This is a genomic window from Betaproteobacteria bacterium, from assembly GCA_016709965.1.
Lineage (GTDB): Bacteria > Pseudomonadota > Gammaproteobacteria > Burkholderiales > Rhodocyclaceae > Azonexus > Azonexus amarohabitans.
In genome coordinates this window covers 2,183,627-2,206,910 of sequence record JADJLT010000001.1, presented here as the reverse complement: position 1 = coordinate 2,206,910, position 23,284 = coordinate 2,183,627, and the positions used below count along the sequence as shown (strand labels likewise).

The 23,284-nt window shown below is 57.1% G+C and carries 26 protein-coding genes; 4 read left to right on the top strand and 22 right to left on the bottom strand.

Annotated features, from left to right (window positions below):
* Position 1: 1 nt before the first annotated feature.
* Genes pilQ through IPJ12_10860 form a run of 5 tightly spaced genes read right to left on the bottom strand, consistent with a single transcriptional unit; the run spans position 2 to position 5,031 of the window.
* On the bottom strand, positions 2 to 2,161 hold the full coding sequence (gene pilQ / locus IPJ12_10880; GenBank protein MBK7647649.1) for a type IV pilus secretin PilQ: 2,160 nt from the start codon (positions 2,159 to 2,161) through the stop codon (positions 2 to 4).
* Positions 2,158 to 2,685 (bottom strand): pilus assembly protein PilP, encoded by a 528-nt coding sequence (locus tag IPJ12_10875; protein MBK7647648.1) that lies wholly within the window; start codon positions 2,683 to 2,685, stop codon positions 2,158 to 2,160. Before IPJ12_10875 ends, pilQ begins: the two co-directional genes overlap by 4 nt.
* Before the next feature lie 14 nt (positions 2,686 to 2,699).
* On the bottom strand, positions 2,700 to 3,383 hold the full coding sequence (locus IPJ12_10870; GenBank protein MBK7647647.1) for a type 4a pilus biogenesis protein PilO: 684 nt from the start codon (positions 3,381 to 3,383) through the stop codon (positions 2,700 to 2,702).
* Positions 3,380 to 3,949 carry a PilN domain-containing protein gene (locus IPJ12_10865; GenBank protein ID MBK7647646.1) on the bottom strand — a complete coding sequence of 190 codons (570 nt, stop codon included), beginning with the start codon at positions 3,947 to 3,949 and terminating at the stop codon, positions 3,380 to 3,382. The genes IPJ12_10870 and IPJ12_10865 overlap by 4 nt, the downstream gene beginning before the upstream one ends.
* Entirely contained in the window at positions 3,946 to 5,031 is a 1,086-nt protein-coding gene (locus tag IPJ12_10860) for a pilus assembly protein PilM (GenBank protein MBK7647645.1), read from the bottom strand. The genes IPJ12_10865 and IPJ12_10860 overlap by 4 nt, the downstream gene beginning before the upstream one ends.
* Before the next feature lie 62 nt (positions 5,032 to 5,093).
* Between IPJ12_10860 and IPJ12_10855 the strand changes: the two genes are divergently transcribed.
* Positions 5,094 to 7,508, top strand: coding sequence for a penicillin-binding protein 1A (locus IPJ12_10855; protein ID MBK7647644.1), 2,415 nt, complete (start codon positions 5,094 to 5,096; stop codon positions 7,506 to 7,508).
* Here the strand turns inward: IPJ12_10855 and cyaY are convergent, their stop codons facing one another.
* Positions 7,509 to 7,826 carry an iron donor protein CyaY gene (gene cyaY, locus IPJ12_10850; protein ID MBK7647643.1) on the bottom strand — a complete coding sequence of 106 codons (318 nt, stop codon included), beginning with the start codon at positions 7,824 to 7,826 and terminating at the stop codon, positions 7,509 to 7,511.
* Positions 7,827 to 7,865: 39 nt separating this feature from the next.
* On the opposite strand from cyaY, the gene IPJ12_10845 reads away from it, so the two are divergent.
* From IPJ12_10845 to IPJ12_10835, 3 genes are read left to right on the top strand one after another with little or no spacing between them, the layout of a single operon-like run.
* Positions 7,866 to 8,027 (top strand): lipoprotein, encoded by a 162-nt coding sequence (locus IPJ12_10845; GenBank protein ID MBK7647642.1) that lies wholly within the window; start codon positions 7,866 to 7,868, stop codon positions 8,025 to 8,027.
* A complete protein-coding gene (lysA, locus tag IPJ12_10840; GenBank protein MBK7647641.1) occupies positions 8,024 to 9,286 on the top strand; it encodes a diaminopimelate decarboxylase in 1,263 nt (420 codons plus the stop codon). Before IPJ12_10845 ends, lysA begins: the two co-directional genes overlap by 4 nt.
* Positions 9,287 to 9,291: 5 nt before the next feature.
* A complete protein-coding gene (locus IPJ12_10835) occupies positions 9,292 to 9,657 on the top strand; it encodes an RNA-binding S4 domain-containing protein (protein ID MBK7647640.1) in 366 nt (121 codons plus the stop codon).
* 39 nt (positions 9,658 to 9,696) lie between these two features.
* On the opposite strand, the gene IPJ12_10830 is transcribed toward IPJ12_10835, so the two are convergent.
* From IPJ12_10830 to IPJ12_10755, 16 genes are all read right to left on the bottom strand, one after another.
* Positions 9,697 to 10,569: an AEC family transporter gene (locus IPJ12_10830; GenBank protein MBK7647639.1), complete on the bottom strand. Its 873-nt coding sequence runs from the start codon at positions 10,567 to 10,569 to the stop codon at positions 9,697 to 9,699.
* A gap of 100 nt (positions 10,570 to 10,669) precedes the next feature.
* A complete protein-coding gene (gene hslU / locus IPJ12_10825) occupies positions 10,670 to 12,010 on the bottom strand; it encodes an ATP-dependent protease ATPase subunit HslU (protein MBK7647638.1) in 1,341 nt (446 codons plus the stop codon).
* On the bottom strand, positions 12,007 to 12,543 hold the full coding sequence (gene hslV, locus IPJ12_10820) for an ATP-dependent protease subunit HslV (GenBank protein MBK7647637.1): 537 nt from the start codon (positions 12,541 to 12,543) through the stop codon (positions 12,007 to 12,009). Before hslV ends, hslU begins: the two co-directional genes overlap by 4 nt.
* Positions 12,544 to 12,552: 9 nt before the next feature.
* Entirely contained in the window at positions 12,553 to 13,875 is a 1,323-nt protein-coding gene (locus tag IPJ12_10815) for a hypothetical protein (protein ID MBK7647636.1), read from the bottom strand.
* 45 nt (positions 13,876 to 13,920) lie between these two features.
* Positions 13,921 to 14,685, bottom strand: coding sequence for a metal ABC transporter permease (locus tag IPJ12_10810; GenBank protein MBK7647635.1), 765 nt, complete (start codon positions 14,683 to 14,685; stop codon positions 13,921 to 13,923).
* Positions 14,675 to 15,244, bottom strand: a complete 570-nt coding sequence (locus IPJ12_10805) for an ATP-binding cassette domain-containing protein (protein ID MBK7647634.1) — start codon at positions 15,242 to 15,244, stop codon at positions 14,675 to 14,677. The genes IPJ12_10810 and IPJ12_10805 overlap by 11 nt, the downstream gene beginning before the upstream one ends.
* Positions 15,245 to 15,249: 5 nt before the next feature.
* Positions 15,250 to 16,146, bottom strand: coding sequence for a zinc ABC transporter substrate-binding protein (locus tag IPJ12_10800; GenBank protein MBK7647633.1), 897 nt, complete (start codon positions 16,144 to 16,146; stop codon positions 15,250 to 15,252).
* 8 nt (positions 16,147 to 16,154) lie between these two features.
* A complete protein-coding gene (locus IPJ12_10795; protein MBK7647632.1) occupies positions 16,155 to 17,513 on the bottom strand; it encodes a carbohydrate porin in 1,359 nt (452 codons plus the stop codon).
* Between the two features lie 74 nt (positions 17,514 to 17,587).
* On the bottom strand, positions 17,588 to 17,860 hold the full coding sequence (locus IPJ12_10790) for a hypothetical protein (protein ID MBK7647631.1): 273 nt from the start codon (positions 17,858 to 17,860) through the stop codon (positions 17,588 to 17,590).
* 57 nt (positions 17,861 to 17,917) lie between these two features.
* Complete coding sequence (locus IPJ12_10785; protein MBK7647630.1) at positions 17,918 to 19,108, bottom strand: class I SAM-dependent rRNA methyltransferase; 1,191 nt, start codon at positions 19,106 to 19,108, stop codon at positions 17,918 to 17,920.
* Between the two features lie 73 nt (positions 19,109 to 19,181).
* The gene (locus tag IPJ12_10780; GenBank protein MBK7647629.1) at positions 19,182 to 19,334 is read right to left on the bottom strand and encodes a hypothetical protein; all 153 of its coding nucleotides are present in this window, start codon (positions 19,332 to 19,334) and stop codon (positions 19,182 to 19,184) included.
* A 116-nt stretch (positions 19,335 to 19,450) separates the two neighbouring features.
* Positions 19,451 to 20,338 carry a tyrosine recombinase XerC gene (gene xerC, locus IPJ12_10775; GenBank protein ID MBK7647628.1) on the bottom strand — a complete coding sequence of 296 codons (888 nt, stop codon included), beginning with the start codon at positions 20,336 to 20,338 and terminating at the stop codon, positions 19,451 to 19,453.
* Positions 20,339 to 20,352: 14 nt separating this feature from the next.
* Entirely contained in the window at positions 20,353 to 21,015 is a 663-nt protein-coding gene (locus IPJ12_10770) for a DUF484 family protein (protein ID MBK7647627.1), read from the bottom strand.
* Positions 21,016 to 21,020: 5 nt separating this feature from the next.
* A complete protein-coding gene (gene dapF / locus IPJ12_10765) occupies positions 21,021 to 21,851 on the bottom strand; it encodes a diaminopimelate epimerase (GenBank protein MBK7647626.1) in 831 nt (276 codons plus the stop codon).
* Positions 21,852 to 21,911: 60 nt separating this feature from the next.
* Positions 21,912 to 22,415, bottom strand: coding sequence for a GNAT family N-acetyltransferase (locus IPJ12_10760; protein ID MBK7647625.1), 504 nt, complete (start codon positions 22,413 to 22,415; stop codon positions 21,912 to 21,914).
* Entirely contained in the window at positions 22,412 to 23,275 is an 864-nt protein-coding gene (locus IPJ12_10755) for a lipid A biosynthesis acyltransferase (GenBank protein ID MBK7647624.1), read from the bottom strand. The genes IPJ12_10760 and IPJ12_10755 overlap by 4 nt, the downstream gene beginning before the upstream one ends.
* Between the last annotated feature and the right edge of the window lie 9 nt (positions 23,276 to 23,284).

The window sequence follows — 23,284 nt, the reverse complement described above, 5'->3', positions numbered from 1 at the left end:
ATCAGTCAAATCGCATCTTGTCCGAAATTACACGCGGCGTGATGAAAACCAGTAATTCACGACGTTTCCCCGTGTCATTTTTGTATTTGAAGAGCCATCCAAGATACGGAATATCTCCGAGAAGCGGCACCTTTTCAATAATATCCTGGCTGTCGGTGATAAAGACTCCGCCAATCACCACCGTACCACCATTTTCAACGACCACATTGGTTTCAACAATTGAACTCTTGATTGGCGGGTTACCTTGGATTGCCTTAGTCCAGTCCGGCTCTTCTTTCTTTACCACAAGAGCCATCCGCACCGTTCCTTCAGGAGTAATTTGCGGTGTAGCTTCCAAGGATAGCTTCGCTGGCTTGAAGCTTACGGTACAGGTTCGACCAGTCGCACTATCCGTACAAACCACATAAGGCACTTCCGTACCATCCTCGATCTTAGCTTTCACATTATTTGCAGTAATGACTCGGGGGCTTGAAATCACCTTGCCAAGTCCGTCTGATTCCAACGCAGCAATTTCGACATTTAGAATCCGCGTCAAAGCTGAATTAAACAATGAAAATGCCATTGTCCCCCCGGTTGATGAAAACGATGGCAAATTGACACCCACTACCGGAGTTTGAGTCAGAATACCTGGGGTTATTGTCGACTTTAAAACTCCGTCGGTAATAGTAGAGGTGCCGGTAGCAGGAGCATAAGAGCCACCAACCACATTTACCCCTCCCCCCAAATTCAGTGACTTCGAATTTATCAAGCCCAACTTCGCACCAATACTACGATTAAAACTATCGGTAGCCTCTACGACGCGCGCCTCAATCAGCACTTGGCGAGCACCGACATCTATAGCCTTAATAAACGTACGAATTTCATCCAGCTTGGATGGAATATCGTTTATAAAAATAATATTGGACTGAGAGTCTGCAACTGCGCTCCCTCTCTTACTGAGAATGCGCTGTGCTGGCCCGCTCACTCCACCGCCGCCAGTTACCACACCTGCCAGCAACTTCGCCACATCCACGGACTTCTGATAGTTCAACTGAAACTGTTCCAGCTTTAGCGGTTCGAGTTCGCTAATTTGCTGTTTTGATTCGAAATCAAGTTTTTCGCGGGTGGCGATTTCATCTCGCGGGGCGATCATGATGATATTGCCTTTTTTGCGCATATCCAGCCCTTTTTGCTGGAAGATGATATCTATCACCTGATCTGCCGGCACATCCTTCAACACTAGCGTTGTCGTCCCCGTCACCGTTTCGCTGATCACCGCATTGAGGTTCAACTCTTCTGCCATCAAGCGCAGCAAGGCACGTACGTCGCCATTCTGGTAGTTGATACTCACTCGTGGTCCTTGGTAACCGACCTTGGAGCCTTGCACAAGCTTGTTGGGATCCTCAACGATCTGTTTCACTTCGACAATAAACTGATTGTCGCTCTGATAAGCGTTGTGCTCCCACACACCTTTCGGCGTGATAATCATCCGAACATTATCACCGAACGTCCTTGTTTCAATTGCGGTAACCGGAGTTGCGAAATCCGTGACATCCAGTTTTCGACGCAGACGATCAGGCACCGTGGTTTTCATGAAATCCACTACCAGATTATGTCCCTGCTGACGGATATCGATACCCGTCCCCGCGTCACTTAAATCTACAATAATCCGCCCTTCTCCATCCTTGCCGCGTCGAAACATCACGTCACTTACAGCATGGCGACGACCAACCAGACTTTCCTCGGCAAAGCGGGTGCTATGTTGTGCGGCAGAGTCGGTGAGCCGGCCAATTGGCGAAAGCGTCACATATAAGGATTTGCCGTCCAGTCGAGTTTTATAGTTCATATTCTGAACTAGGTTAAGAACGACTCGGGTGCGGTCTCCAACCTGAACAACGTTCATGCTACGCAAATCACCTTGATTGAAAATTTGGCTATTGCGCCCTAATCCGTTTGCCGTTGACTGGAAATCAAGTGCAATTTTTGCTGGGTTAGCAACACTGAATCCCGGAGGAGGTGAAGACAGCGGCTCCTTCAAATCAATTCTTAGCGCGACCTCATTCCCTTGTTGGGCGACGTTAACCGCGTCAATCGAATTTGACGGCAAAGGCTCTGCTTGAGCCAGTGGTGATAGCGCAAGGCAGGCCAATGCTGCGGCCATCGCGTAATTGATCAATTTCATTTCTTACTTCCCTCCTTGCTCTGCAGGTAAAGCGAGCTCTTGCGCTCAGTCCAGTCACCGGCAGAATCTTGAATCAATTCCCGCAGTTGGACCTCAGTGTCCGAAATCTGCGTCACCATACCGAAATCCAGCCCGATGTAATCCCCGACCTTGACCTGCTTGACCTTGTCTTCGACTTGAAGCACCGCCATCGGGCGCTTATTGACATTCATATACCCGATCATCTTTAGGGACTCGAGTGGGTATTTTTCAAGCAGGCTGTTCCGAACTTCTCTCGCCTCGAAATCGGGCTGAAATGCTCCCCCCTTGCCAGCCGCCTGCTTGTATTTGGACTCCGGCTCAATTTTGCTTGGCTTGAATGGATCTACCGCACCATCAATATCGTAGGGCACAGGCTCATAGGGCTTGACCTCTGGCAACTTGGGAATATTCCCGCGCATACCTGAGGTACTTTCAGCCATCCATTGTTTCAATTCTTCGTGATCGCCTCCCGAACAAGCACCAAGGAAAGCACACACGGCCATGAGCAATATCCGTTTCACTTCTTCGCTCCTTGCGCGGCTTTTTTCGCTTGCTCAGCCTTTTTCTGCTTGGCGATTTCTTCCTCATCCAGATAGCGGAAGGTTTTTGTCGTAGCATCGAGCGAAAGGACGCCACCATCCTTAACCGGAGCAATCGAAATATTGTTCAAGGTCACAATGCGTGGCAGTTTGGCGATATCGGCAGCGAACGCCCCAAAGTCGTGATAACTGCCATTTATTTTCACGGTTATAGGCAACTCCGCGTAGAAATCCTTGATCTGCTCTTGCCCTGGTTTGAACAACTCGAATTGCAAGCCACGACCCAAGCCAGCCTGATTAACCTCAATCAGCAGCGCCTCAATTTCTGATTTGTCAGGCAATTGTTTGAGCAACGCACCAAATGATCGATCAATTTCGGCCAGTTGCTGAACATACAAATCCAGGTTAACCGCCTGACGTTTCTTGTCGAGATACTGCTGCTTGAGCGTTCCCTCTTCTCGCTGCTTTGTATCAAGCTCAGTGAACTGATCGTTCCAGACAAACCACCACCCCGCGAGGAGGATGGCCGCGAACAAACCAAACAAGATTGTAATTTTAGGTATTAATGGCCACGTCCCCGGTTCATTCGGGTTCATCAACCGAAAATCATCGGCTATCGAACGGAAATCGATATTTGGAAGGGAGATTTTTTTAGCCATCATTTCTTCTCCTTTCCGTCTTCCTGCTTGACTCGAGTCAGAATGAAATTCATCCCGAACTCATTGATGCGACGCCCGTTAACCACAACAGCCTTACTTTCAATCAGCTGCGGCGCCTCCAGCCATGGCGACGCTTCCAAATTGCGCATCAAGGCAGAAATACGTGCGTTCGATTGCGCATGTCCGGTAACATTTACCTTCAGCCCATCCTGTTTCAGTGATTTCAGGTAAATGCCGTCTGGAACCTGCTTAACCAATTCGCTGAGCAAATAAACTGTTTCACCACGATCACGTTGCAGGTTCTCGATAACCTGTTTGCGCGCCAGCAATGCCTGTGTCTGCTCCTTCAAGCGCTTGATTTCATCTAGCTGCTTGTCAAGAACGGCGATTTCCTTCTTGAGAAAATTATTCGAGCCATCCTGATTGCTGATCGCACTACCGATCAATGTATATACAGCAAATACAATCAATGCCCCCAACACCGAGACCAAGCCACCTAATACAAAAAATTGCTCACGCCGTGCTTTTTTTGCCTCTTCGCGATGAGGAAGTAGGTTGATACGAATCATGATGGATCGAACCTCCTCAGCGCCAAACCACAGGCAACCATTAACGAAGAGGCATCAGCAAGCAGGCTTTTTGCCCGAACACGATCTGATAACACCATATTGGCAAACGGATTCGCTATTAACGTATTGACCTGAGTGCGCGTAGCCACCACCTCATCAATACCCGGTATCACAGCACACCCGCCGGCCAAAACAATGTGGTCCACCTGGTTGTATTGAGTCGATGTAAAGAAGAACTGCAGCGCACGAGAAACCTCAAGCGCCAAATTTTCCATAAACGGGTTCAACAATTCAATTTCATAACCTTCAGGCAAATTTCCCGCGCGCTTTGCAGCCTCGGCGTCCTCGAAATTCATACCGTAGTGGCGCGCGATATCCTGAGTCAGCTGCCCACCACCGAAAGCCTGCTCTCGAGCATAAACTTGCTGGCCGTTGCGCAAAACCGTCAAATTCATCACGTTTGCACCAGCATCAATCAAGGCAACAACCTGGTTTTTTCCCGCTTCCGGCAACTGGCGTTCGATCAACTCAAATGCAGCCAAGGCGGCGAACGACTCAACGTCCACCACAGATGCTTTCAAACCTGCAGCATCTGCAACGGCCACACGATCCTCGACGCGTTCTTTTTTTGATGCCGCTATCAAGACTTCCAACTCATCCGGAACAGCAGGTGCAGGACCGATCACTTGATAGTCCAGATTGACCTCATCAATCGAGAAGGGAATGTATTGATTGGCCTCCGTCTCGACCTGAGCCTCAAGCTCTTCATCCCGTAACCCAGCGGGAACGATGATTTTTTTGGTAATCACCGCTGAACCTGGCAGAGCCATTGCAACACTGCGTGTAGAGGTACCCATTCGCTTCCAGGCACGCTTGACGCAGTCAACAACCCCCTCCAGATTGGCGATATTGCCATCAGATACCGCGTCCTTGGGCAACACCTCTATGGTGTAGCGCTCAACACGATAACCGTCTTTCCCGTTGGCGCTCAGCTCAACCATCTTGACGGCTGACGAACTTATATCCAACCCGAACAAGGAACGCGCCTTGGGATTTAACAACGCCGAGATATCGAAGCCCACCAGACCCCCAAAAAGTCCTTACGGAATGCGAAGTTAGCAAAATAACCAATAATTCACTTCAGATGCTAACAATAACATCTGGAGGTGTAAAGCAATTTCACGGAGCAGATTTTGCCCAGCGTATAATCGGCGCCACGTTTATTTTGAACTCTAAGATTACCGTGCCCTCACTGCCTCCGGCCCTGCGCGTCGTGCTTTACCCTGTCATATTCCTCGTTGGGCTCGTCATAATTGGCGTAGCAATGGGATTGATCATCCTTCTCCTTACCTACCCAAATCTGCCATCGCTTGAGGTTTTGACAGATTATCGTCCGAAGATTCCTTTGCGGATTTTTACCGCCGACGGCTTCCTGATAGGCGAATATGGAGAAGAACGGCGTGCAGTTGTTGCCATCCAGGATGTCCCCTCTGTCATGAAGCAGGCAATTCTTGCTGCAGAGGACGACCGTTTCTATCAGCATGGCGGGATCGACTACACCGGCATTGTGCGCGCCGCAGGTGCCAACCTTCTAGGCGGAGGCAAACGCCAAGGGGCATCGACTATTACCCAGCAAGTAGCCCGTAATTTCTTTCTGACCGGGGAGAAAACTTACACCCGCAAACTGTATGAGGCACTGCTGTCGTTCAAGATAGAGAGCAGCCTTTCGAAAGATCAAATCTTCGAGTTGTATATCAACCAGATATTCCTCGGCCAGCGGGCTTACGGATTTGCTGCAGCCGCCCAGATCTACTTTGGCAAACCGCTCAAGGATATTTCCATTGCCGAAGCTGCAATGCTGGCGGGTTTACCGAAAGCCCCTTCCGCCTACAATCCGGTCGTAAACCCCAACCGTGCCCGACTTCGCCAGCAATATGTACTGCGCCGCATGCATGAATTGGGATACATCTCCCCATCGCAACACGAAGCCGCGCTCAAGGAACCTTTGGTCGTCAAGCGCGAGCTGGCCGAGTATGCAGTTCACGCCGAATACATCGCGGAAATGGCACGCCAGATCACTGCAGAGAGATTCCCAGAGGAGGTCTATTCCCGCGGCATGAAGGTATATACCACCCTGATCAAGGCCGAGCAGGAAGCTGCTTATGTCAGTCTGCGCAAGGGGGTCATGGATTATGACCACCGACATGGCTATCGAGGCGCAGAATCCTATCTCGACATGAAGGATATCAAGTCCGACCAGGACGAAGCGATTGACGAAGCACTGCAGGATATTCCTGATGCCGGCGACCTCATTCCTGCGCTGGTTTTATCCGCTGACACTAGGCAGATCAAGGTTTACCGCAAGGGCGGCGAAGTGCTCACGCTCAACGGCGATGCCATGAAATTTGCCGCCAGAATGATCGACGACAAGGCACCGCCCAATAAACGCCTGAAGCGCGGCGCTATCGTTCGCCTGCAAAAGGACGACAAAAACGGATGGCAAATCAGCCAGCTTCCGGAAGTCGAATCCGCGTTCGTCGCGGTGGACCCGAAAAATGGCGCCATTCGGGCATTGGTCGGCGGTTTCGACTTCAATCGAAACAAATTCAATCATGTCACCCAAGCCTGGCGGCAACCGGGTTCCAGCTTCAAGCCGTTCATCTACTCCGCCTCACTGGAAAAAGGCTACAGCCCGAATAGCATCATCGCCGATGAGCCGATAATCATTCCAGCCAGCCAGACAGGTACCGCCGCATGGCAGCCACACAACTACGACGGCAGGTATGAAGGCCCAATGAAGATGCGCACGGCGCTGGCCAAATCGAAGAACATGGTATCGATCCGCATCCTGCAATCGATCGGCACACGCTACGCTCAGGATTACGCCGGCCGTTTCGGCTTTGACCCGGCAAAACACCCGCCGTACCTGACCATGGCGCTCGGCGCCGGCTCCGTAACCTCATGGCAGATGGTGACTGCTTACTCCGTATTTGCCAACGGTGGATACAAGGTCAACCCGTTTGTCGTTCGCGAAATACGGGATGGCACAAATCAGATCGTGGCCCAGTCAGCACAACTCGAGGCCGGCGAAGAAGGCATCCGGGTGATCGACCCGCGCAATGCCTTCATGATGGATGCCATGCTGCGCGACGTCACGATCTATGGAACCGCTGCCAAGGCTTCTGTCGCACTGAAGCGCCATGATCTAGCCGGCAAAACAGGCACCACCAACGAGTACAACGATGCATGGTTCTGCGGATATCAAATGACGGTCGCCGCCTGCGCCTGGATGGGCTTCGACCAACCACGCAAGTTGGGCGACAGGGAAACGGGCGGCGCCGCCGCACTGCCGATCTGGATCGGTTACATGAACCGTGCGCTCAAGGAGGTCCCCGCAATGCTGCCGCAGGCCCCAGAGGGCTTGGTGGCTCGAGGCGAAGGCAGGGATCGTAGCTATATCTACGCAGAGAACGCCGCCAAGGAAAAGCCGCCGGAAGAGGAGCAACAGGAAGCCGAGCCGCTACCCAAACCTGACCTCAGCGTACCCCCCAGCGACTGATCAGCGTAAAACGATAGTCTCGCCAGCCTGCTGGCTGGCGAGCGTTGAAAGCTTTTCCATCAATTCGCAGCTATCACGGGTATCGCGCCAGGCAGTACCATCCCAGCGGAAGTGAAAACCGCCGGCGCGGGCCGCCACCCAGATTTCCTTGGCCACACCGTGGCGATTGACAATGATCTTGCTGCCGTCGTCAAATTCAATTTCCAGCACACCGCCTGCCGCCAGCTGGCTATCGATATCGGCATCGCAGGCTTCCAGTGCCGCATCAATTCTTGCCAGCGTCGCATCGGCGATCGTATTGAATTCCTTGTCATCCATCGTGTTACCATCCTGTGCTTCGCTGACAGCGCCCCGAAAATGTCCAGAATCGCTGCCCTACTGATCATCCTGAGCCTTGCCGCCTGCGGCATGAAGGGGCCGCTTGAACGGCCCACTGGCCCGATGCCGGAACCGCTGCTTGGCAATGCCAAGCCAGCCGCCAAGGATGTTAGCACGACCACCAGCCCCAAAGCCCCATGACCCACTTTGCTCTGAAGAACGGCGCCCTGCACGCCGAATCCGTTTCCTTGCCGGCCATTGCCGAACAATTTGGCACGCCGGCCTATGTTTATTCCCGTGCTGCGCTGGAAGCATCGCTACGCGAATTTCACGATGTCCTCGGCGAGCATCCCGCCGGCAAGGGTGCGCTGGTTTGCTATGCCGTCAAGGCAAACTCCAACCTCGCCATCCTGAACGTCTTTGCCCGCCTCGGCGCGGGGTTCGACATCGTGTCCGGCGGCGAACTGCAGCGAGTGCTTGCAGCCGGCGCCGATCCGCAGAAAGTCGTCTTCTCCGGCGTTGGCAAGACGGCCGAGGAAATGAAGCTGGCGCTGGAAGTCGGCATCTTCTGCTTCAATGTCGAATCCGCCCCCGAACTGGAGCGCTTGAACGATGTCGCCGGTCAGTGCGGCAAAAAGGCGCCGATCAGCCTGCGCGTCAATCCGAACGTTGATCCGAAGACGCACCCCTACATTTCCACCGGACTCAAGGGCGCAAAATTCGGCGTCGCCTATGACACCGCACTGGCGCTCTATCGCCGCGCCGCTGCCCTGCCCAATATCGAAGTGGCCGGCATCGACTGCCACATCGGCTCGCAACTGCTCGACCCCTCCCCCTTTGTCGAAGCACTCGACCGCATTCTGGTCCTCGTTGACCAGTTGAAAGCAGAAGGCATCCACATTCACCACCTCGACCTCGGTGGTGGCCTCGGCATCAAATACAGTGCCGAACAGGTGCAACCGACTGTCGCTTCCTATCTGACGCCGCTGCTCAACAAGCTGGCCGGTCGCGGCCTGCAGGTCGTGCTCGAACCGGGTCGCCGGCTGGTCGGCAATGCCGGCTTGCTGCTCACCCGCATCGAATACCTCAAGCAGGGCGAAGCCAAGAATTTCGCCATCATCGACGCCGCCATGAACGACCTGATGCGCCCGGCGCTTTATGAAGCCTGGCACGACATCAATCCGGTGGCGCCCCGCGCCGGCACCACCACGGCGTACGATGTTGTGGGGCCGGTTTGCGAAACCGGCGACTTCCTCGGCCAGGACCGTCTGCTGGCGGTTGAAGCCGGCGACCTGCTGGCCGTAATGTCAGCCGGCGCCTACGGCATGGCCATGGCTTCCAACTACAACACCCGGCCACGCGCCGTTGAAGTAATGGTCGATGGCGACAAGGTCCACGTCATTCGCCAGCGCGAAACCGTTGAACAGCTCTATGCTGGCGAGTCCACACTGCCCAAGTGAGCGGCCTGCGCGTCGATAAATGGCTGTGGGCAGCGCGTTTTTTCAAGACGCGCTCGCTGGCCAGCGATGCCGTCAGTGGTAGAAAAGTGAAGGTCAATGGCGCCACAATCAAGCCGGCTCGTGACCTTAAAATCAATGCCCGGCTGGAGATCGCCAACAGCGAAACGCGCTGGGAAGTGACCGTCAAGGCCTTGTCAGACAAACGCGGCCCGGCGCCGGAAGCCCGTCTGCTCTACGAAGAAACCCAGGAAAGCGTCAGCGCCCGCGAAGCAGCCCGTGACAGCCGACAGTTTGTTCAGGACCCGGCCGCCGACATCCATGGCCGGCCCACCAAGCGCGATCGGCGCCAGATGGACCGTTACGGCCGATAAAGCGCGACGCCTGCGGTCAACCGGAAAAAACAGCCAAAATCACAAAACGTAGGCCAGCGCCAGCGGCAGAAACAGCAGGGCCGCCAGATTGCCGATCAGCACAATTGATGCGACGCGTTGTGGCTCCTGCTTGTAACGCTCCGCGAACAGGAAGTTGAGCACGGCTGGCGGCAGGGCACCAAAGACGAACAGCATTGCCGCGTCACGCCCCTGCAGCCCAAGCAACTGGATGGCACCGGCCGCAATCAACATGCCGGCCAGCGGCCGCAACACGGCACTGCCAACCGCCACCTTCCATTCGCTGAAATTTACGTCAGTCATCCGCACGCCCAGCGAGAACAGCAGCAGCGGCACGGAAACATCGCCCAGCATCTTGATACCAATGATCAAAGGCGTCCAGATCGGGATTTTGACGATCGCTACGGTCAACCCGACAATGGCGGCAAAAACCACAGGTATTCGCCACAGCATCAGGAATCGGGTATTCGGATCAAGCAAGCGGGCACCGAAGGAAAAGTGCAGCGTATTTTCCACCATGAACAAAATTACCGCTGCCGGCAACGCATTTTCGCCCCATGCCAGCACCGCCAGCGGTAGGCCGATATTGCCGGAGTTGTTGAACAACATCGGGGGCACCAGCGTTTTCGGCTGGATGCCGATCATCCGGGCGATTGGCCAGGCCAGCAAGCCGCAGGTCCCAAGCACCAGAAAGCCACCGAGTGCCAGCGGCGCATAGACCGTCAGGTCGAATGACTTGCCGGCCATCGCTGCAAAAACCAGCGCCGGCACGAAGACATCCATGTTCAGCCGATTGGCCACGGCCATTTCCGGTTTGTGCTTGCGGCCATAAAAATAGCCGGCAGCCACGATCCCGAAAATGGGGAACAGAATAGCCAGCAGACGGAAACTCAGGCTTTGCTCGTCCACGCGGAAGGCCTCAAATGAGAATTGGCAACAGGTTGGATTGTGCGGACGTCGGGCGCGCCCGCACAGCCGGGATTACCCCTAAGCGTCAGAGGACGTAGCGGGACAAATCCTCGTCGGCGGCCACTTCGCCTAGCTTCTCGTTGACGTAGGCAGCGTGCACCAGGACCTTCTCCAAGCCCACCTTGCCGGCATCGAACGACACTTCTTCGAGCAATTTTTCCATGACCGTATGCAGGCGACGGGCGCCAATGTTCTCGGTCCGTTCATTCACCTGAAAAGCGATTTCCGCCATGCGCCGGATTCCATCGTCGGTAAACTCGATCTGCACACCTTCCGTTTCCAGCAAGGCCTGATACTGCCGTGTCAGACAGGCATCGGTCTGGGTCAGAATGCACTCGAAATCAGCCACCGAGAGCGAGTCCAGTTCGACGCGAATCGGGAAACGACCCTGCAGCTCCGGGATCAGATCCGACGGCTTGGAGAGGTGGAAAGCGCCCGAAGCGATGAACAGAATGTGATCAGTCTTGATCATGCCGTACTTGGTGGACACCGTGGTGCCCTCAACCAGCGGCAGCAGATCACGTTGAACACCCTGCCGCGAGACATCGGCGCCCTGCATTTCGGAACGGCTGGCGATCTTGTCCAGTTCGTCGAGGAAGACAATGCCGTTCTGCTCGACGGCCTTCACCGCCTCCAGCTTGACGTCCTCGTCATTGACCAGCTTGGCCGCCTCTTCGTCGGCCAGCAGTTTCAGCGCTTCCTTGATCGGCAACTTCCGTGATTTCTTCTTGCCACCGCCGATATTCTGGAACATGCCCTGAATCTGCTGCGTCAGCTCCTCCATACCCGGCGGCGCGAAAATTTCGGCCTGCATGCCCGGTGCGGCGACTTCGATATCGATTTCCTTGTCGTCCAACTCACCTTCGCGCAGCTTTTTGCGGAATTTCTGGCGAGTCGTGTTCTCGGTTGCAGTCGACTCGGAATTTTCAGCAAAAAAGTTGGGACCACGCGCGGTCGGTAGCAGCACGTCGAGAACGCGCTCTTCGGCGGCGTCTTCGGCACGGGCGCGCATGGTCTTCATGGCTCGCTCACGATGCGTCTTGATAGCCATTTCGACCAGATCACGAATGATCGTCTCGACATCGCGACCGACGTAGCCGACTTCAGTAAATTTGGTCGCCTCGATCTTGATGAAGGGCGCATTGGCCAGTCGGGCCAGACGACGCGCGATTTCGGTCTTGCCAACGCCGGTCGGTCCGATCATCAGAATATTTTTTGGCGTAATTTCCTGACGCAATGGCTCGGCCACCTGCGCCCGTCGCCAGCGATTGCGCAAGGCAATGGCGACCGCCTTCTTGGCGTTCTTCTGGCCGACGATATGTTTATCGAGTTCGGAAACGATTTCCTGCGGCGTCATCGCGGTCATTCGAGGGCCTCGATCGTGAAATTACGGTTGGTGTAGATGCAGATGTCGCCTGCGATTTCCAGCGACTTGGTGACGATGTCACGCGGCGACAAATCCGTGTTTTCCAGCAAGGCCCGCGCCGCACTTTGTGCGTAGGAACCGCCGGAACCGATGGCGACAATACCCTGCTCCGGCTCCAGCACATCGCCGTTGCCGGTGATAATCAACGAAACATCGCGATCCGCCACCGACAGCATGGCTTCAAGACGGCGCAAGGCACGGTCTGAACGCCAGTCCTTGGCCAGTTCTACGGCCGAACGCAGCAAATTGCCCTGATGCTTGTCCAGCTTGGCCTCGAAGCGCTCAAACAGCGTGAAGGCATCGGCCGTACCGCCGGCAAAGCCAGCAAGAATGCGACCCTGATACAGGCGGCGAACTTTTTTGGCGGTTGCCTTGATAACGATATTGCCCAGCGTGACCTGTCCGTCGCCGCCCATGGCAACGACGTTGCCCCGGCGCACCGACAGGATCGTGGTGCCGTGATATTGCTCCATTTTTTACCCTTAAGACTTGGGAACGAGAATGCGCGCCTGCTTGTTGAGGCCAACCACGGCCATCAATTCGGCGACAAGGTGATTCGGACTGCGGATGATGATCTCGCGACCCGCTGCCTTATACGGCGCAAGGCGATTGACCAGCTGCCCGGCCGAGACGAAATCGAGACGACGTACGCCGGAAAAGTCGAGGATCGGCTGCTCGCGTGATTCAAGGAAGGCGCTCAGATCATCAAAGCGACAGCCTTTGAGCTCGCCAGACAAATAATGCGCTTCATCTGCCGGACGACTGGTTGCGGGGGAAACGGCCGGCTTGGCCGCCACCGGCCGTGCTTCCCAGGACGGTGGCGACAACTCGAAGGTCACCGCAAAATCGACGGCGCGCTCCTCGAACTGCTCTTGCGTACCGTGACGCTGCAGCAGTTCAAGCAGCAGGCGCCAGGCTGGCTCATGGGCCACCTGGCCAACCTGCAGACGAGTATTCAGACGATCGATTACCCCATCGGTACCACCGAGCGTGACCGACAGACGAGTCTTGCGGGCCTTGCACAGCAGATCCGCCAGTTGCCCGGCGACCTCGTCGTCGCAACCGATGAGTTTGCTGCAATCGACAGTCACCGGTGTCTTCTGGCCGATCAGCTTGCCCAGCTCGGTCACCGGCAAGGCGCCTTCCGAGGTCAATACCCCTTGCAGAAAAATCTTGCTCGGCCCCGGCGAAGCGGATGCCGGCTGCACCGCGGACAGCCCCGATGACCAGGTCGGCGGTGACATTTCGCAGGCCTCGGCGTAATCCACGCACAGTTTGTCAAAGCCGGCCCGATCACCGGTCATCTGCAGCAGATCGAACAGCAACAACCAGAAGCGTTTCCCTTCAGGGCCACGGTACGAGCGAACAAAGGTTTCGAGCAGAGAACGAGCAGCAGCATCCTGGCCGTTGGCATAGAGCACGACCACCTGCTCGACGCAGGCTTGAAGTGGATCAAGGTCGTGATCAACGTCAATGCCCATGACGGTCGACTCGGTAAAGTCGTCACGATCAAAATCATCGATGCTGAACTCCGGCGTATCCACCGTCGCCGCCTTCGGTTTCAGTGGCGGATGCACCATGACCTGTGCCGGAAGAAGCTCGTCCGAGGTCGACACCGGTCCGGCCTTGGCCCAGACGCTGGCCGTAAATTCGAGGTCCGGCAAGGGCTCAGGCAGCGGCGCGGGCTGAGTCTCGGCGGTGGGTTGGGGAGCTTTTGCCTCGGGCAGCAGATCAGGCGCGCGCGGGCGAGCTGCCGGCCGCTCGGGCATCTTCTTGTCCTGCTTCTTGAAAAAGGAAAAAACCATGACCACTCCGCATGCGGGATAGTAGTTTTAGCACGGTGCTCGACTTCATGCAACGAGCAAGCCGACAAGCACCAGCAGGATAGCCAGGACAGGACCGAAGGGTTGATCAAGGCTTAGCGCCAACCCGAATGCCGCGCAATAAGCCGTAACGCCGATCCCCAACGCCCACCATAGCCCGGCACGCCAGTTGGCAGCGCGGCGAAAGGCCAGCCAAGGGGGAATGAATACCAGCGCAAATGCCCCCATGACGCCGAGACTCATGGTTGCCAGGGCGAGGCAGAGTGCCGCCAGCAGGTCGAAGCCCATCTGGATCGGCCAGGATGGCAGGCCGCGCAGACGGAAAATGTCCGGATAGACCCGAGCCAGGAGCAATTTCGCCGAGAGTGCACGCAATACGAGCAAGGCAAGTGCACCGCCAGCGGCGACCAGCCATAATTGCTCACTGCTGGCGAAATAGAGTTGGCCATCGAACAAGGCATGACCAAGGCGTTCGGCCATCGGCTGATTGGCCGTGATCAACACCGAGCCCCCCCAGCCAGCCAGCAGTAGCAGCGCATCGCCGGCGCCGCCGGTCAATCGTTTGGCAAACAGGCGCCGCCCGGCGCCGGCCAACCCCGCCGCCACCAAGCCGCCGAGCACCGGTGCAAAGCCGGCAACCAGCGCCAGCAAGGCGCCCGCTGCCGCAACGTGGGAATAGGCCAGCGCAGCAAGCCATTCATCGCGCAGGCGCAGATAACTGCCCAGCACGGGGAGCAAAATGGCAAAACCCAGGCCGGTCAGGAAGGGAATCAGGAAGATTTCACTCGACATCACGGACTCCCAGCACGATCACCCGGTCACACACCGCTTCGACAAAAGCCGTATCGTGGCTAACCACCAGCATACCCGCCCCCGCCGCCGCCCGATCACGCAGGTGCTCGGTCAGGTGGGCGACGCCGGCAACGTCGAGGTTGTTGGTCGGTTCGTCGAGCAGCACCAGATCGGCCGGCGCCTGCAGGATCGCCCACAGCGTCAGGTAGTGACGCTGGCCGCCGGACAGCCGGTCTAGCCGGCTATCGAGGCGGTCGGTCAACCAGGCAGGCAAGCCCTTCGGACTGGCGCCGGTCAGCGCCAGCAGCTCGCGACCAGACAGCGGCATGCCAACAACCGGGGGCACCTCCTGCGTCTGCAGGGCCAGTCGAACGCCAGCAGACTGCTCGATGCGCCCGGAAAACACCTTGGCCCGTCCGGCAAAGGCAGCGAGTACGGTACTTTTGCCCACGCCGTTCGGCCCGGTCAGGCCGACGATTTCGCCGGCCGCAATGCTCAGATCAAGCGGCTGCGTCGCCGGCTTCTGCCAGCCGGCGACCAGCTTGTCAGCGCGTAGCAGGACGTTCACCGCAGGCCTTTCAGCAAACGCTGGATGCTGTCCTCAAACAGACCGAACAAGTCTTTCGCCTCCGGCGTGCCACCGACCGTGTACGGCAGCATGACCGCCGCGATGCCGGTCTTGCCGGCAATCCATTGACTCGGCCCCTCCTGCTGATACGCAGCACGCAATACCATTTTGGCCGGCACAATCTGCTGGCGGGCAAGCAAGTCGGTCAGGTGTCCACTGCTTGGTTCAATACCCGGTTTCGGTTCCAGCGTGCCGACTTCCTTCATGCCCAGCCAGTTCAGCAAATAGACGAAGGAGGCGTGATGGACCAGCACTTGCGCCCCTCTGAGCGGCGCCGCTTCATTCTGCCAGCGCGTCATTGCCACCTGCCATTTACCGGCAAAGGCCTGATAGCCAGCCTGATAGGCGGTCGCATTGGGAGCATCCAGCTCGACCATGCGCGCAGTCAGCGCCTCACCGACCTTGAGCACATTGCGCGGATCGAGGTGGGTATGCGGATTGCCGGCGGCATGCACGTCGCCGTTGGCCCGATCCAGCTTGGTAGGTACTTCAAGGCGATTCACCTGCGCTGCGGCCTCGAAATACCCCGGCTTGCCCGGCTGAATGGCCGAGTTTCCCGAATCACGCAGGACCAGCGGCAACCAGCCGATTTCCAGATCGGCGCCGGCCGCCACCACCAGATTGGCCTGCCGTGCCTGTGCCAGCAAAGATGGCCGGGCTTCGATGCGATGCGGGTCCTGGAAAGCGTTGGTCGCCGTGTAGACCTTGACCTTGTCGCCACCGATTTCCTTGGCCAGCGCACCCCATTCCGGCACGGTGGCGAAGACCTTGAGGTCGGCGTGAGCGACTGCTGCGGTCAACCCGAAAAAACAGGCAAAAATGAAATTTTTCATAGTGGCTCCTAGAACTTGTGGGCGCCGTGGGCGCCAAGACTCATGACGTACTGCAGCGTGAGCTGATTGTCGGTAATGCCCTGCATCGACTTGTCCTGCGCGATCTGCAGGCGGAGGCGAGAGAATTCACTCCAGCTGTAATCGACCATCGCCGAGACTTTCTTTGGCCGGTAGCTATCAACCACCAGATTGGCCGCATTGCCGCCAAAATGGCGGCTGCCGCTGTCGAGTTGCTCGTAACGCAGGCCCGCCCGCCATTCCGGCGCAAATTGATAAACACCTTGGGCATACCAGCCGCTCTGCCTGGTCTTGTAGCCGCTGTCGACAGGGGTCGCACAGGCGCTCAGCACATCAGCCGATGAACAAGTCAGACCACCTTTCTCCTCACGAACAAAATACTCGCTCTGGAATTTGAAATTCTGATGTGCCGAATTGCCGTTCGGCGCCCATTTCCAGACAAAATCAGCCAGCCAGGTGGTCGAGTCGCCGGAAAAAGCCCCTTGCGCCGCAACGCCGTTGATGTCGACAAAATCCGCAGTCCGTTCGGCGGCCCGCGTTTTCAACCAGGAGGCGCCGGCCCGCCAGCTATTGGAAATGCCAACATCGTCACCGACATGGACATACAGCGCACCGCCACCGACGCCATTCCGGTTGCGATCAGTGCCGGGGAAATTGGCCCCGCGGCCGACTTCGGCGCCTAGTTCAACGAACAACGGCGTCGGTGCCAGCCATTTCAACTGCACACCATCCTGGGCATAGCTGTCGCCAAACATGGCCTGATACATCAACGGCGCATCGGAAAAATCGCGGGCATGCGGGTGTTGCTCGTTGAGATAGCCGATGCCCGAACGGAACCGGCCCGCTTTCAGACCAATGCCCTCGCCGATTGCCAGCGACTGGAACCAGGCCTCCTCGATATTCGCCTGACCATCAGCCATCGCCACAATGGCCTGTCCGCGCCAATAGGGGTCAATGTTGGCGGCCAGCACCAGCTCGGTTTCATCGGCCGAAAAACCGCGGGTATTCAGACTTTCACCACCGGGCACAAAGCCGCTGATGGCTCGCCCCGGTACGTCCTTCGCGTTTCGATACTGCCCCTGAAGTATCAGCGAAACCTCGGGGTTGAAGGCATTGGCAGCTGCCACCGACTGGCGGCTTTCGACCTGCACCGGTGCAGGCTCCGGCTTTTCAGCACTGGCCCGGGTTTCGGCCTGCGCCAATTTCTGTTCGAGCGCGGCAATGCGCTGCTCGTAGGTTTTCTTCATCTCGTCGATCTGGCTGCGGATGGCCGCAAGATCGGCATCGCTAGCGGCCTGCGCACCGCATGAGGCGGCCAGCAGCGCCGCCACGGCAAATGACTTTTGCATGGATTTCTCCTGAAAATACGTCGAATTCGGCCGTCCACAGAACTGCTGCGGTCGACCGGAAAAAAAGACAATTTTCAGAAGCTGGGCGGGCCCCGCTGTGTCGCGGCCGGCGCTGGAAAGGCGGCGCGGTCATGGACCGACAAGTTTTCCGGCACCAACTGAACAGCCTGCACCGGTGGCAAGGCCACCAGCGACGGCAAGGCCGTACCGAGATCATGTGCCGCCAGACAAAGCTGGCAGGCGTGGGTTGGCAAGCCATTCTCGTTGCCCGCCGCATGCTCGACGGCGTGCGCCCCCGCCGCCAGTTGTGCGAAGAAGAGGACGGCAACGAGAAGGAGGCGGCGCACCTGAAGCATCGGGTCAGTTTAGCAGGGCAGCATTACGCTTGGATGGCAAAGTTGCGCTCAGTCAGCCTGGACCAGCAAACCCTTCAAATACTCGCCTTCCGGGAAATTCAACGCCACCGGATGATCGGCCGCCCCGGACAAGCGACGAACGATGCGCGCATTGCGCCCGGCATCGAGCGCCGAATCGGCGATGATTTTCTGGAACATTTCCAGCCCGACGCCACCGGAACACGAATAGGTCATCAAGAAGCCACTCGGTCTGAGCAGACGGAAGCCGAGAATATTGATGTCCTTGTAAGCCTTCGCCGCACGCTCGGCATGCGCCGCCGACGGTGCAAACTTGGGCGGATCGAGAACGATCAGGTCGAACGTCCGCCCCGCCTTGCGGAAATCGCGCAAGGCCTGGAAGACATCCGCCTCCTGCCACTGCGCGCGATCGGATGGCAGTTGCGGATTCAGCGCCAGATTGGCCTGACCTTGCGCCAGAGCCGGCCCGGAGGAGTCGATAGACAAAACGCTCGCCGCACCGCCCGCCAGCGCCTGCAGCGAAAACCCGGCGGTGTAGCAGAAGCAATTCAGCACATCCTTGCCTGCCGACAACTGACCCAGCAAGGCACGGTTCTCGCGCTGGTCGAGATAGAACCCGGTCTTGTGGCCACCGGCGATGTCAATCGCCAGCCGCACGCCATTTTCATCAATGGACAGCGGTGTCGTCGGCGCTTCGCCATGCAGCCAGCCAGTCATCGGACCGAGGCCTTCGAGGCCGCGCACGTCGGAATCCGAACGCTCATAAACTCGGGCGCAACCAGTCGCCTTGACCAGCCCGGCAATAATCGCGTTACGCCATTTGTCGGCACCGGCCGACGTCAGTTGAACTACCACGGTGTCGCCATACTGATCGGCAATAACGCCGGGGAGGCCGTCGGATTCGGCATGGATCAGCCGCAAGCCCTGCTGACCGCGCAGTTCCGGCAAAGCCTGACGCAGCGCCACGGCCGCAGCGATGCGGCGCTTGAAAAAAGCGTCGTCAATGGACTCTTCAGCATCGAAAGTCCAGAAGCGCGCCCGAATCTGCGACTTGGGGCTATAGGCCGCCCGCCCGAGCGGGCGCAGGTTGTCGGCCAGCACCTCGACCGTATCGCCCGGCCGCGCCCTGCCCTCCAGACGCCCGACCGAGCCGGCGAACAACCAAGGGTGATGCTTGAAAGCGGAACGTTCCTTACCCGGAAGCAGAATCAGCTGAGCCATGTTTTTCCTGAACTATAAAGCAAGAAGCCCCGGTCACCTTGCGGCAACCGGGGCTCGAAATACTGGTGAAAACTTAAGCGCCCAGAGCCTTGCGGTTACGCTGATGGCACTCGGCGGCGTACATGACCTTGAACATGGTCTTGCCCGTGCCCTTGAACAGACGCTTGGTAGACTTGGAAATACAGCGGCGTTCCAGGGAAGAACGGCGGTTACGGTTGATGGCCATGACTAACTCCTTGATTCCGGCGATTTTTCAAACCGTGAATCATAGGCCCTGGCAAACAGCTCGTCAATTAAAGCCTTGGATTTTGGCTGTTTTTTCCGGTTGACCGTGGAAATCGCTCAGCGCTTGGCCCGCGGATGGGCCGAATCATAGACCTTGGCCAGATGCTGGAAGTCGAGATGGGTGTAGACCTGCGTCGAGGCAATACTGGCGTGACCGAGCATTTCCTGCACCGCGCGCAGATCACCGGAGGACTGCAAGACATGCGAAGCGAATGAATGGCGCAGCATGTGTGGATGAACGTGGGTCGGCAAACCCAGCAACACCGCCCGCCGAGTCAGTCGAGCCTCAACCATGCGCGGACTGATGCGCGCCCCGCGGTGGCCGACGAACAAAGCCTGCTCTTCCAGCTTGGCCAACTCGCCACGCACGACAGCCCAGGCAGCAATAGCCTCCCGCGCCTTGCTGCCCACCGGCACCACTCGTAGCTTGCTGCGCTTGCCGAGCACACGGACTTCGCCCTCGTGGGCAATGCTGTCGAGCGCGTCACAATCGAGCGCCACCAGTTCAGCCAAACGCAAACCCGAGGAATAAAACAGCTCGAACATGGCGAGATCACGCGCAGTCTGCACCAAGTCATCATCGTCGACCAGCGCCAGCAAACGGGCGGTTTCGTCTACCGACAGCGCTTTCGGCAACAAGCGGGGCGATTTTGGCGCCTTGATGCCATCGCAAGGATTGGCCTTGACCAATCCGCGTTCGCCGAGCCAGCCAAAGAAGCCACGCCAGGCCGACAGCAGGCGGGCCAGCGAACGGCCGGACAAGCCCTGCCCGTGCATTTGGGCGACAAATCGACGAATGTGATGGACCTGCAAACCGTTAAGCGGGATTTCGCCCATCACCGTCAGCAGTTTTTGCAGATCACGGCGGTAGTTTGAAACGGTGTGCGGTGAAACCCGACGCTGATCGGCAAGTTCGGCCAGATAAGCAGCCAAATTCGCGTCCAGCGTCGCTTGCGTGGTCACAATACGCTCTTGGTCACTCTCGCCAACGCCGCAGACACCATTTCACCGAGGCGCTCGAGATACAGCGTACCCATGTCGGCGTAAAAACGCTGCGCTTCCTCACTACCCAGCGCAATCATGCCGATGGTGCCACCGCCATTGCGCAAGGCAATCAGAGCCTGTGATCGAATGTGCGAAGCATGCTCACCGAACCACGAATTGGTGCCGAAGCCGGCCGTCGACCCACAATACGGCCGGGCCAGGGTTTCGGCGAAAACCTGCAATTCTTCGCTGACCGCAGCGAATTCCGGCAGATCCTCGATACCTTCCGGCTTGTCCCACAGGCGCAAGGCAACATGCGGCACGGAGAAATCATCGCGCAGATGAAAATTGAGTAAGTGAATCACCGCCTGGAAAGTTTCAGCAGCGACCAATGCCACCGCCAGACGATGCACTTTCTCGCTAATCTGGTCGTTTTCCTCGCCAAACGCGATCAACTCGGCCAGCTTGCTTTCGGTCGCCCGGTTCTTGTCGCGCAGCGTCAGCATCTGCCGCTCGGCCAGCGAAACAGTATGGCCACCATGCGGATGCGGCACGAAAATCGTCGCCATCAAATCAGCGTACTTTTCGAAGAAACCCGGATTGTTCTTCAGGTAATCCGCGATCTCATCGGGAAACATGGCGCTCATAATTCAATTTCTCCAGTAAATACCGTGACTGCCGGGCCGGTCATCAAAACCGGTCGCGCCGGGCCACTCCAGGTAATATTCAGATCGCCGCCGCGTGTCGTCACGCGCACCGGCGAATCAAGTAGGCCGCGCCGAATGCCGGCCACGACCGCCGCGCAAGCGCCAGTGCCGCAAGCCATCGTTTCACCCGAACCGCGTTCGTAAACACGTAATTTGATGGCGTGCCGATCAACAATCTGCATGAACCCCGCATTGACACGCTGCGGGAAGCGCGGGTGCTTTTCGATCAACGGCCCTTGCTCGCCGACCGGCGCCGTATCGACGCTATCGACCACCTGCACGGCATGCGGATTTCCCATCGAAACAACACTGGTTTCCAGCGTTTCGTCAGCCACGTCAAGCATGTGTACGATGACATCATCGTCTGCAACAAAAGGAATTTCGGCCGGCAAAAACCGGGGAATGCCCATGTCGACGGTGATATTGCCATCGCCTTCAAGGCGGGGCGCGATGATGCCCTTCATCGTTTCGACGCGAATCTCACGCTTGTCGGTCAGCCCTTGGTCGTGGACAAAGCGCACAAAGCAGCGTGCGCCATTGCCGCACTGCTCCACCTCACCGCCGTCGGCGTTGAAAATACGGTAGCGGAAATCGATGCCTTCCTGCGTCGCTTTCTCGACCAGCAAAATCTGGTCACAGCCAACACCGAAGTGGCGATCTGCCAGATAACACAGCTGTTCCGGTGTCAAAGAAATCTGCTGGCCGATACCGTCGAGAACGACAAAATCGTTGCCCAGACCATGCATCTTCGAGAATTTGAGTTTCACGCACCGCTCCACTGGATGAATATGAAAAGGATAGCAGAGACAGATAGTTGCCTCAAAATCTTAAAGCTTCTTCTCCATCACGAAATCGTCCATCACGTAACCGCGACCAATATCGTCGACAATGGCCTCACGAACCACAAAGCCGTATTTCTTGTACGAACCGATGGCCTTCTCGTTGCGCTTGTTGACCGCCAGAATCACGCAAGGGTAACCCTCGCGCTTCGCACGTTCGGCAACGTGAGCGATCAGTTGGCCGCCGACCCCTTGGCGCTGTACGTCAGGATGGATATACAGCTTGTCCAGCTTGAACTCGCCCTTGTAAATTTCGCTGAAGGCAAAGCCAACCCGGCGATCACCCAAAAAGGCCTGATCAAGCCATTTGTGCAGATCCTCAAGATCGTCGTAGAGGCGCTCATGACCATAGCGCTGCTCCAGCATGAAATCGATCTGCTCCTGAGTGATGATGCCTGGGTAGGAAGCCTGCCAGATTTCGCGGGCCAGGCTTGAAATCGCCGGCACATCGGGCGGCGTCACGGGACGGATTTCAATATTCAGGGTGTTCATTTGTAAAACCTCTGTTCTCCGGATGGCCGGGTTTTGAAGCGCTTGTGCAACCAGAAGTACTGCTCCGGCATGCGCAGCACCTGGGTTTCGATAAATTGGTTCATGAATTCGGTATCTGCCTCGACGCTTTCGCCCGGGAAGTTTTCCCAGGGTGGCATCACCTCCACCTCGTAGCCGTCGGGCACCTGCCGCGTGATGCAGGCAACAACCCGGGCGCCGGTCAAACGGACCAGGCGCGACAGGGCAGGTATGGTTGCCGCCTGAACGCCAAAGAAAGGCACGAAGATTGACTCTTTGGGACCAAAATCCATATCGGGAAGGTAATAAAAAGGATGTCCGTCCTTCATGGCTTTGACGATTTTCCGCATGCCATCCTGGCGGGACAGCAATACCGCCTCGTTAAAACGCATACGCCCATCATAAAGCAACTTGTTGAGGACCGGATTTTTCTGGTTCGAGAACACGCTGCAGCCCACAACGTACATCGAGATTCGCGTCGCACCGGCATCCAGCCCAACAAAATGCGGTGAAAGCAGAATGATGGGACGGCCGTCGGGATCGGTCAGGTTTTCGACACCATGGATCCGGATGATGCGTTCCAACCGTTCCTTCGAAGCCCACCAGCCCAGAGTACGATCCAAAACTGCTCGGGCGAACGCCACAAAATGCTGACGCGCCAACGCTTCCCGCTCAGCCTCTGTTTTGTTGGGAAAACACAGCCGCAGGTTAGTCAGCGCCACATTCCGACGCTCGCGCCCGAATTTGTGGAGCAAACGCCCCAGCCCCCAACCCAGGGCGCGCAAGACTGGCAACGGCAACCAATGAAGGAGCCATAAAAAACCAACCAGAATGTATGTCAAAAATTGCTT

Coding starts and splice junctions, on each gene's coding strand:
- pilQ (MBK7647649.1), bottom strand. CDS start 2,161: ATGAAATTGATCAATTACGCGATGGCCGCAGCATTGGCCTGCCTTGCG.
- IPJ12_10875 (MBK7647648.1), bottom strand. CDS start 2,685: ATGGCCGTGTGTGCTTTCCTTGGTGCTTGTTCGGGAGGCGATCACGAA.
- IPJ12_10870 (MBK7647647.1), bottom strand. CDS start 3,383: ATGATGGCTAAAAAAATCTCCCTTCCAAATATCGATTTCCGTTCGATA.
- IPJ12_10865 (MBK7647646.1), bottom strand. CDS start 3,949: ATGATTCGTATCAACCTACTTCCTCATCGCGAAGAGGCAAAAAAAGCA.
- IPJ12_10855 (MBK7647644.1), top strand. CDS start 5,094: ATGCTAACAATAACATCTGGAGGTGTAAAGCAATTTCACGGAGCAGAT.
- cyaY (MBK7647643.1), bottom strand. CDS start 7,826: ATGGATGACAAGGAATTCAATACGATCGCCGATGCGACGCTGGCAAGA.
- IPJ12_10845 (MBK7647642.1), top strand. CDS start 7,866: ATGTCCAGAATCGCTGCCCTACTGATCATCCTGAGCCTTGCCGCCTGC.
- lysA (MBK7647641.1), top strand. CDS start 8,024: ATGACCCACTTTGCTCTGAAGAACGGCGCCCTGCACGCCGAATCCGTT.
- hslU (MBK7647638.1), bottom strand. CDS start 12,010: ATGACCGCGATGACGCCGCAGGAAATCGTTTCCGAACTCGATAAACAT.
- hslV (MBK7647637.1), bottom strand. CDS start 12,543: ATGGAGCAATATCACGGCACCACGATCCTGTCGGTGCGCCGGGGCAAC.
- IPJ12_10815 (MBK7647636.1), bottom strand. CDS start 13,875: ATGGTTTTTTCCTTTTTCAAGAAGCAGGACAAGAAGATGCCCGAGCGG.
- IPJ12_10810 (MBK7647635.1), bottom strand. CDS start 14,685: ATGTCGAGTGAAATCTTCCTGATTCCCTTCCTGACCGGCCTGGGTTTT.
- IPJ12_10800 (MBK7647633.1), bottom strand. CDS start 16,146: ATGAAAAATTTCATTTTTGCCTGTTTTTTCGGGTTGACCGCAGCAGTC.
- IPJ12_10795 (MBK7647632.1), bottom strand. CDS start 17,513: ATGCAAAAGTCATTTGCCGTGGCGGCGCTGCTGGCCGCCTCATGCGGT.
- IPJ12_10785 (MBK7647630.1), bottom strand. CDS start 19,108: ATGGCTCAGCTGATTCTGCTTCCGGGTAAGGAACGTTCCGCTTTCAAG.
- IPJ12_10780 (MBK7647629.1), bottom strand. CDS start 19,334: ATGGCCATCAACCGTAACCGCCGTTCTTCCCTGGAACGCCGCTGTATT.
- IPJ12_10770 (MBK7647627.1), bottom strand. CDS start 21,015: ATGTTTCCCGATGAGATCGCGGATTACCTGAAGAACAATCCGGGTTTC.
- IPJ12_10760 (MBK7647625.1), bottom strand. CDS start 22,415: ATGAACACCCTGAATATTGAAATCCGTCCCGTGACGCCGCCCGATGTG.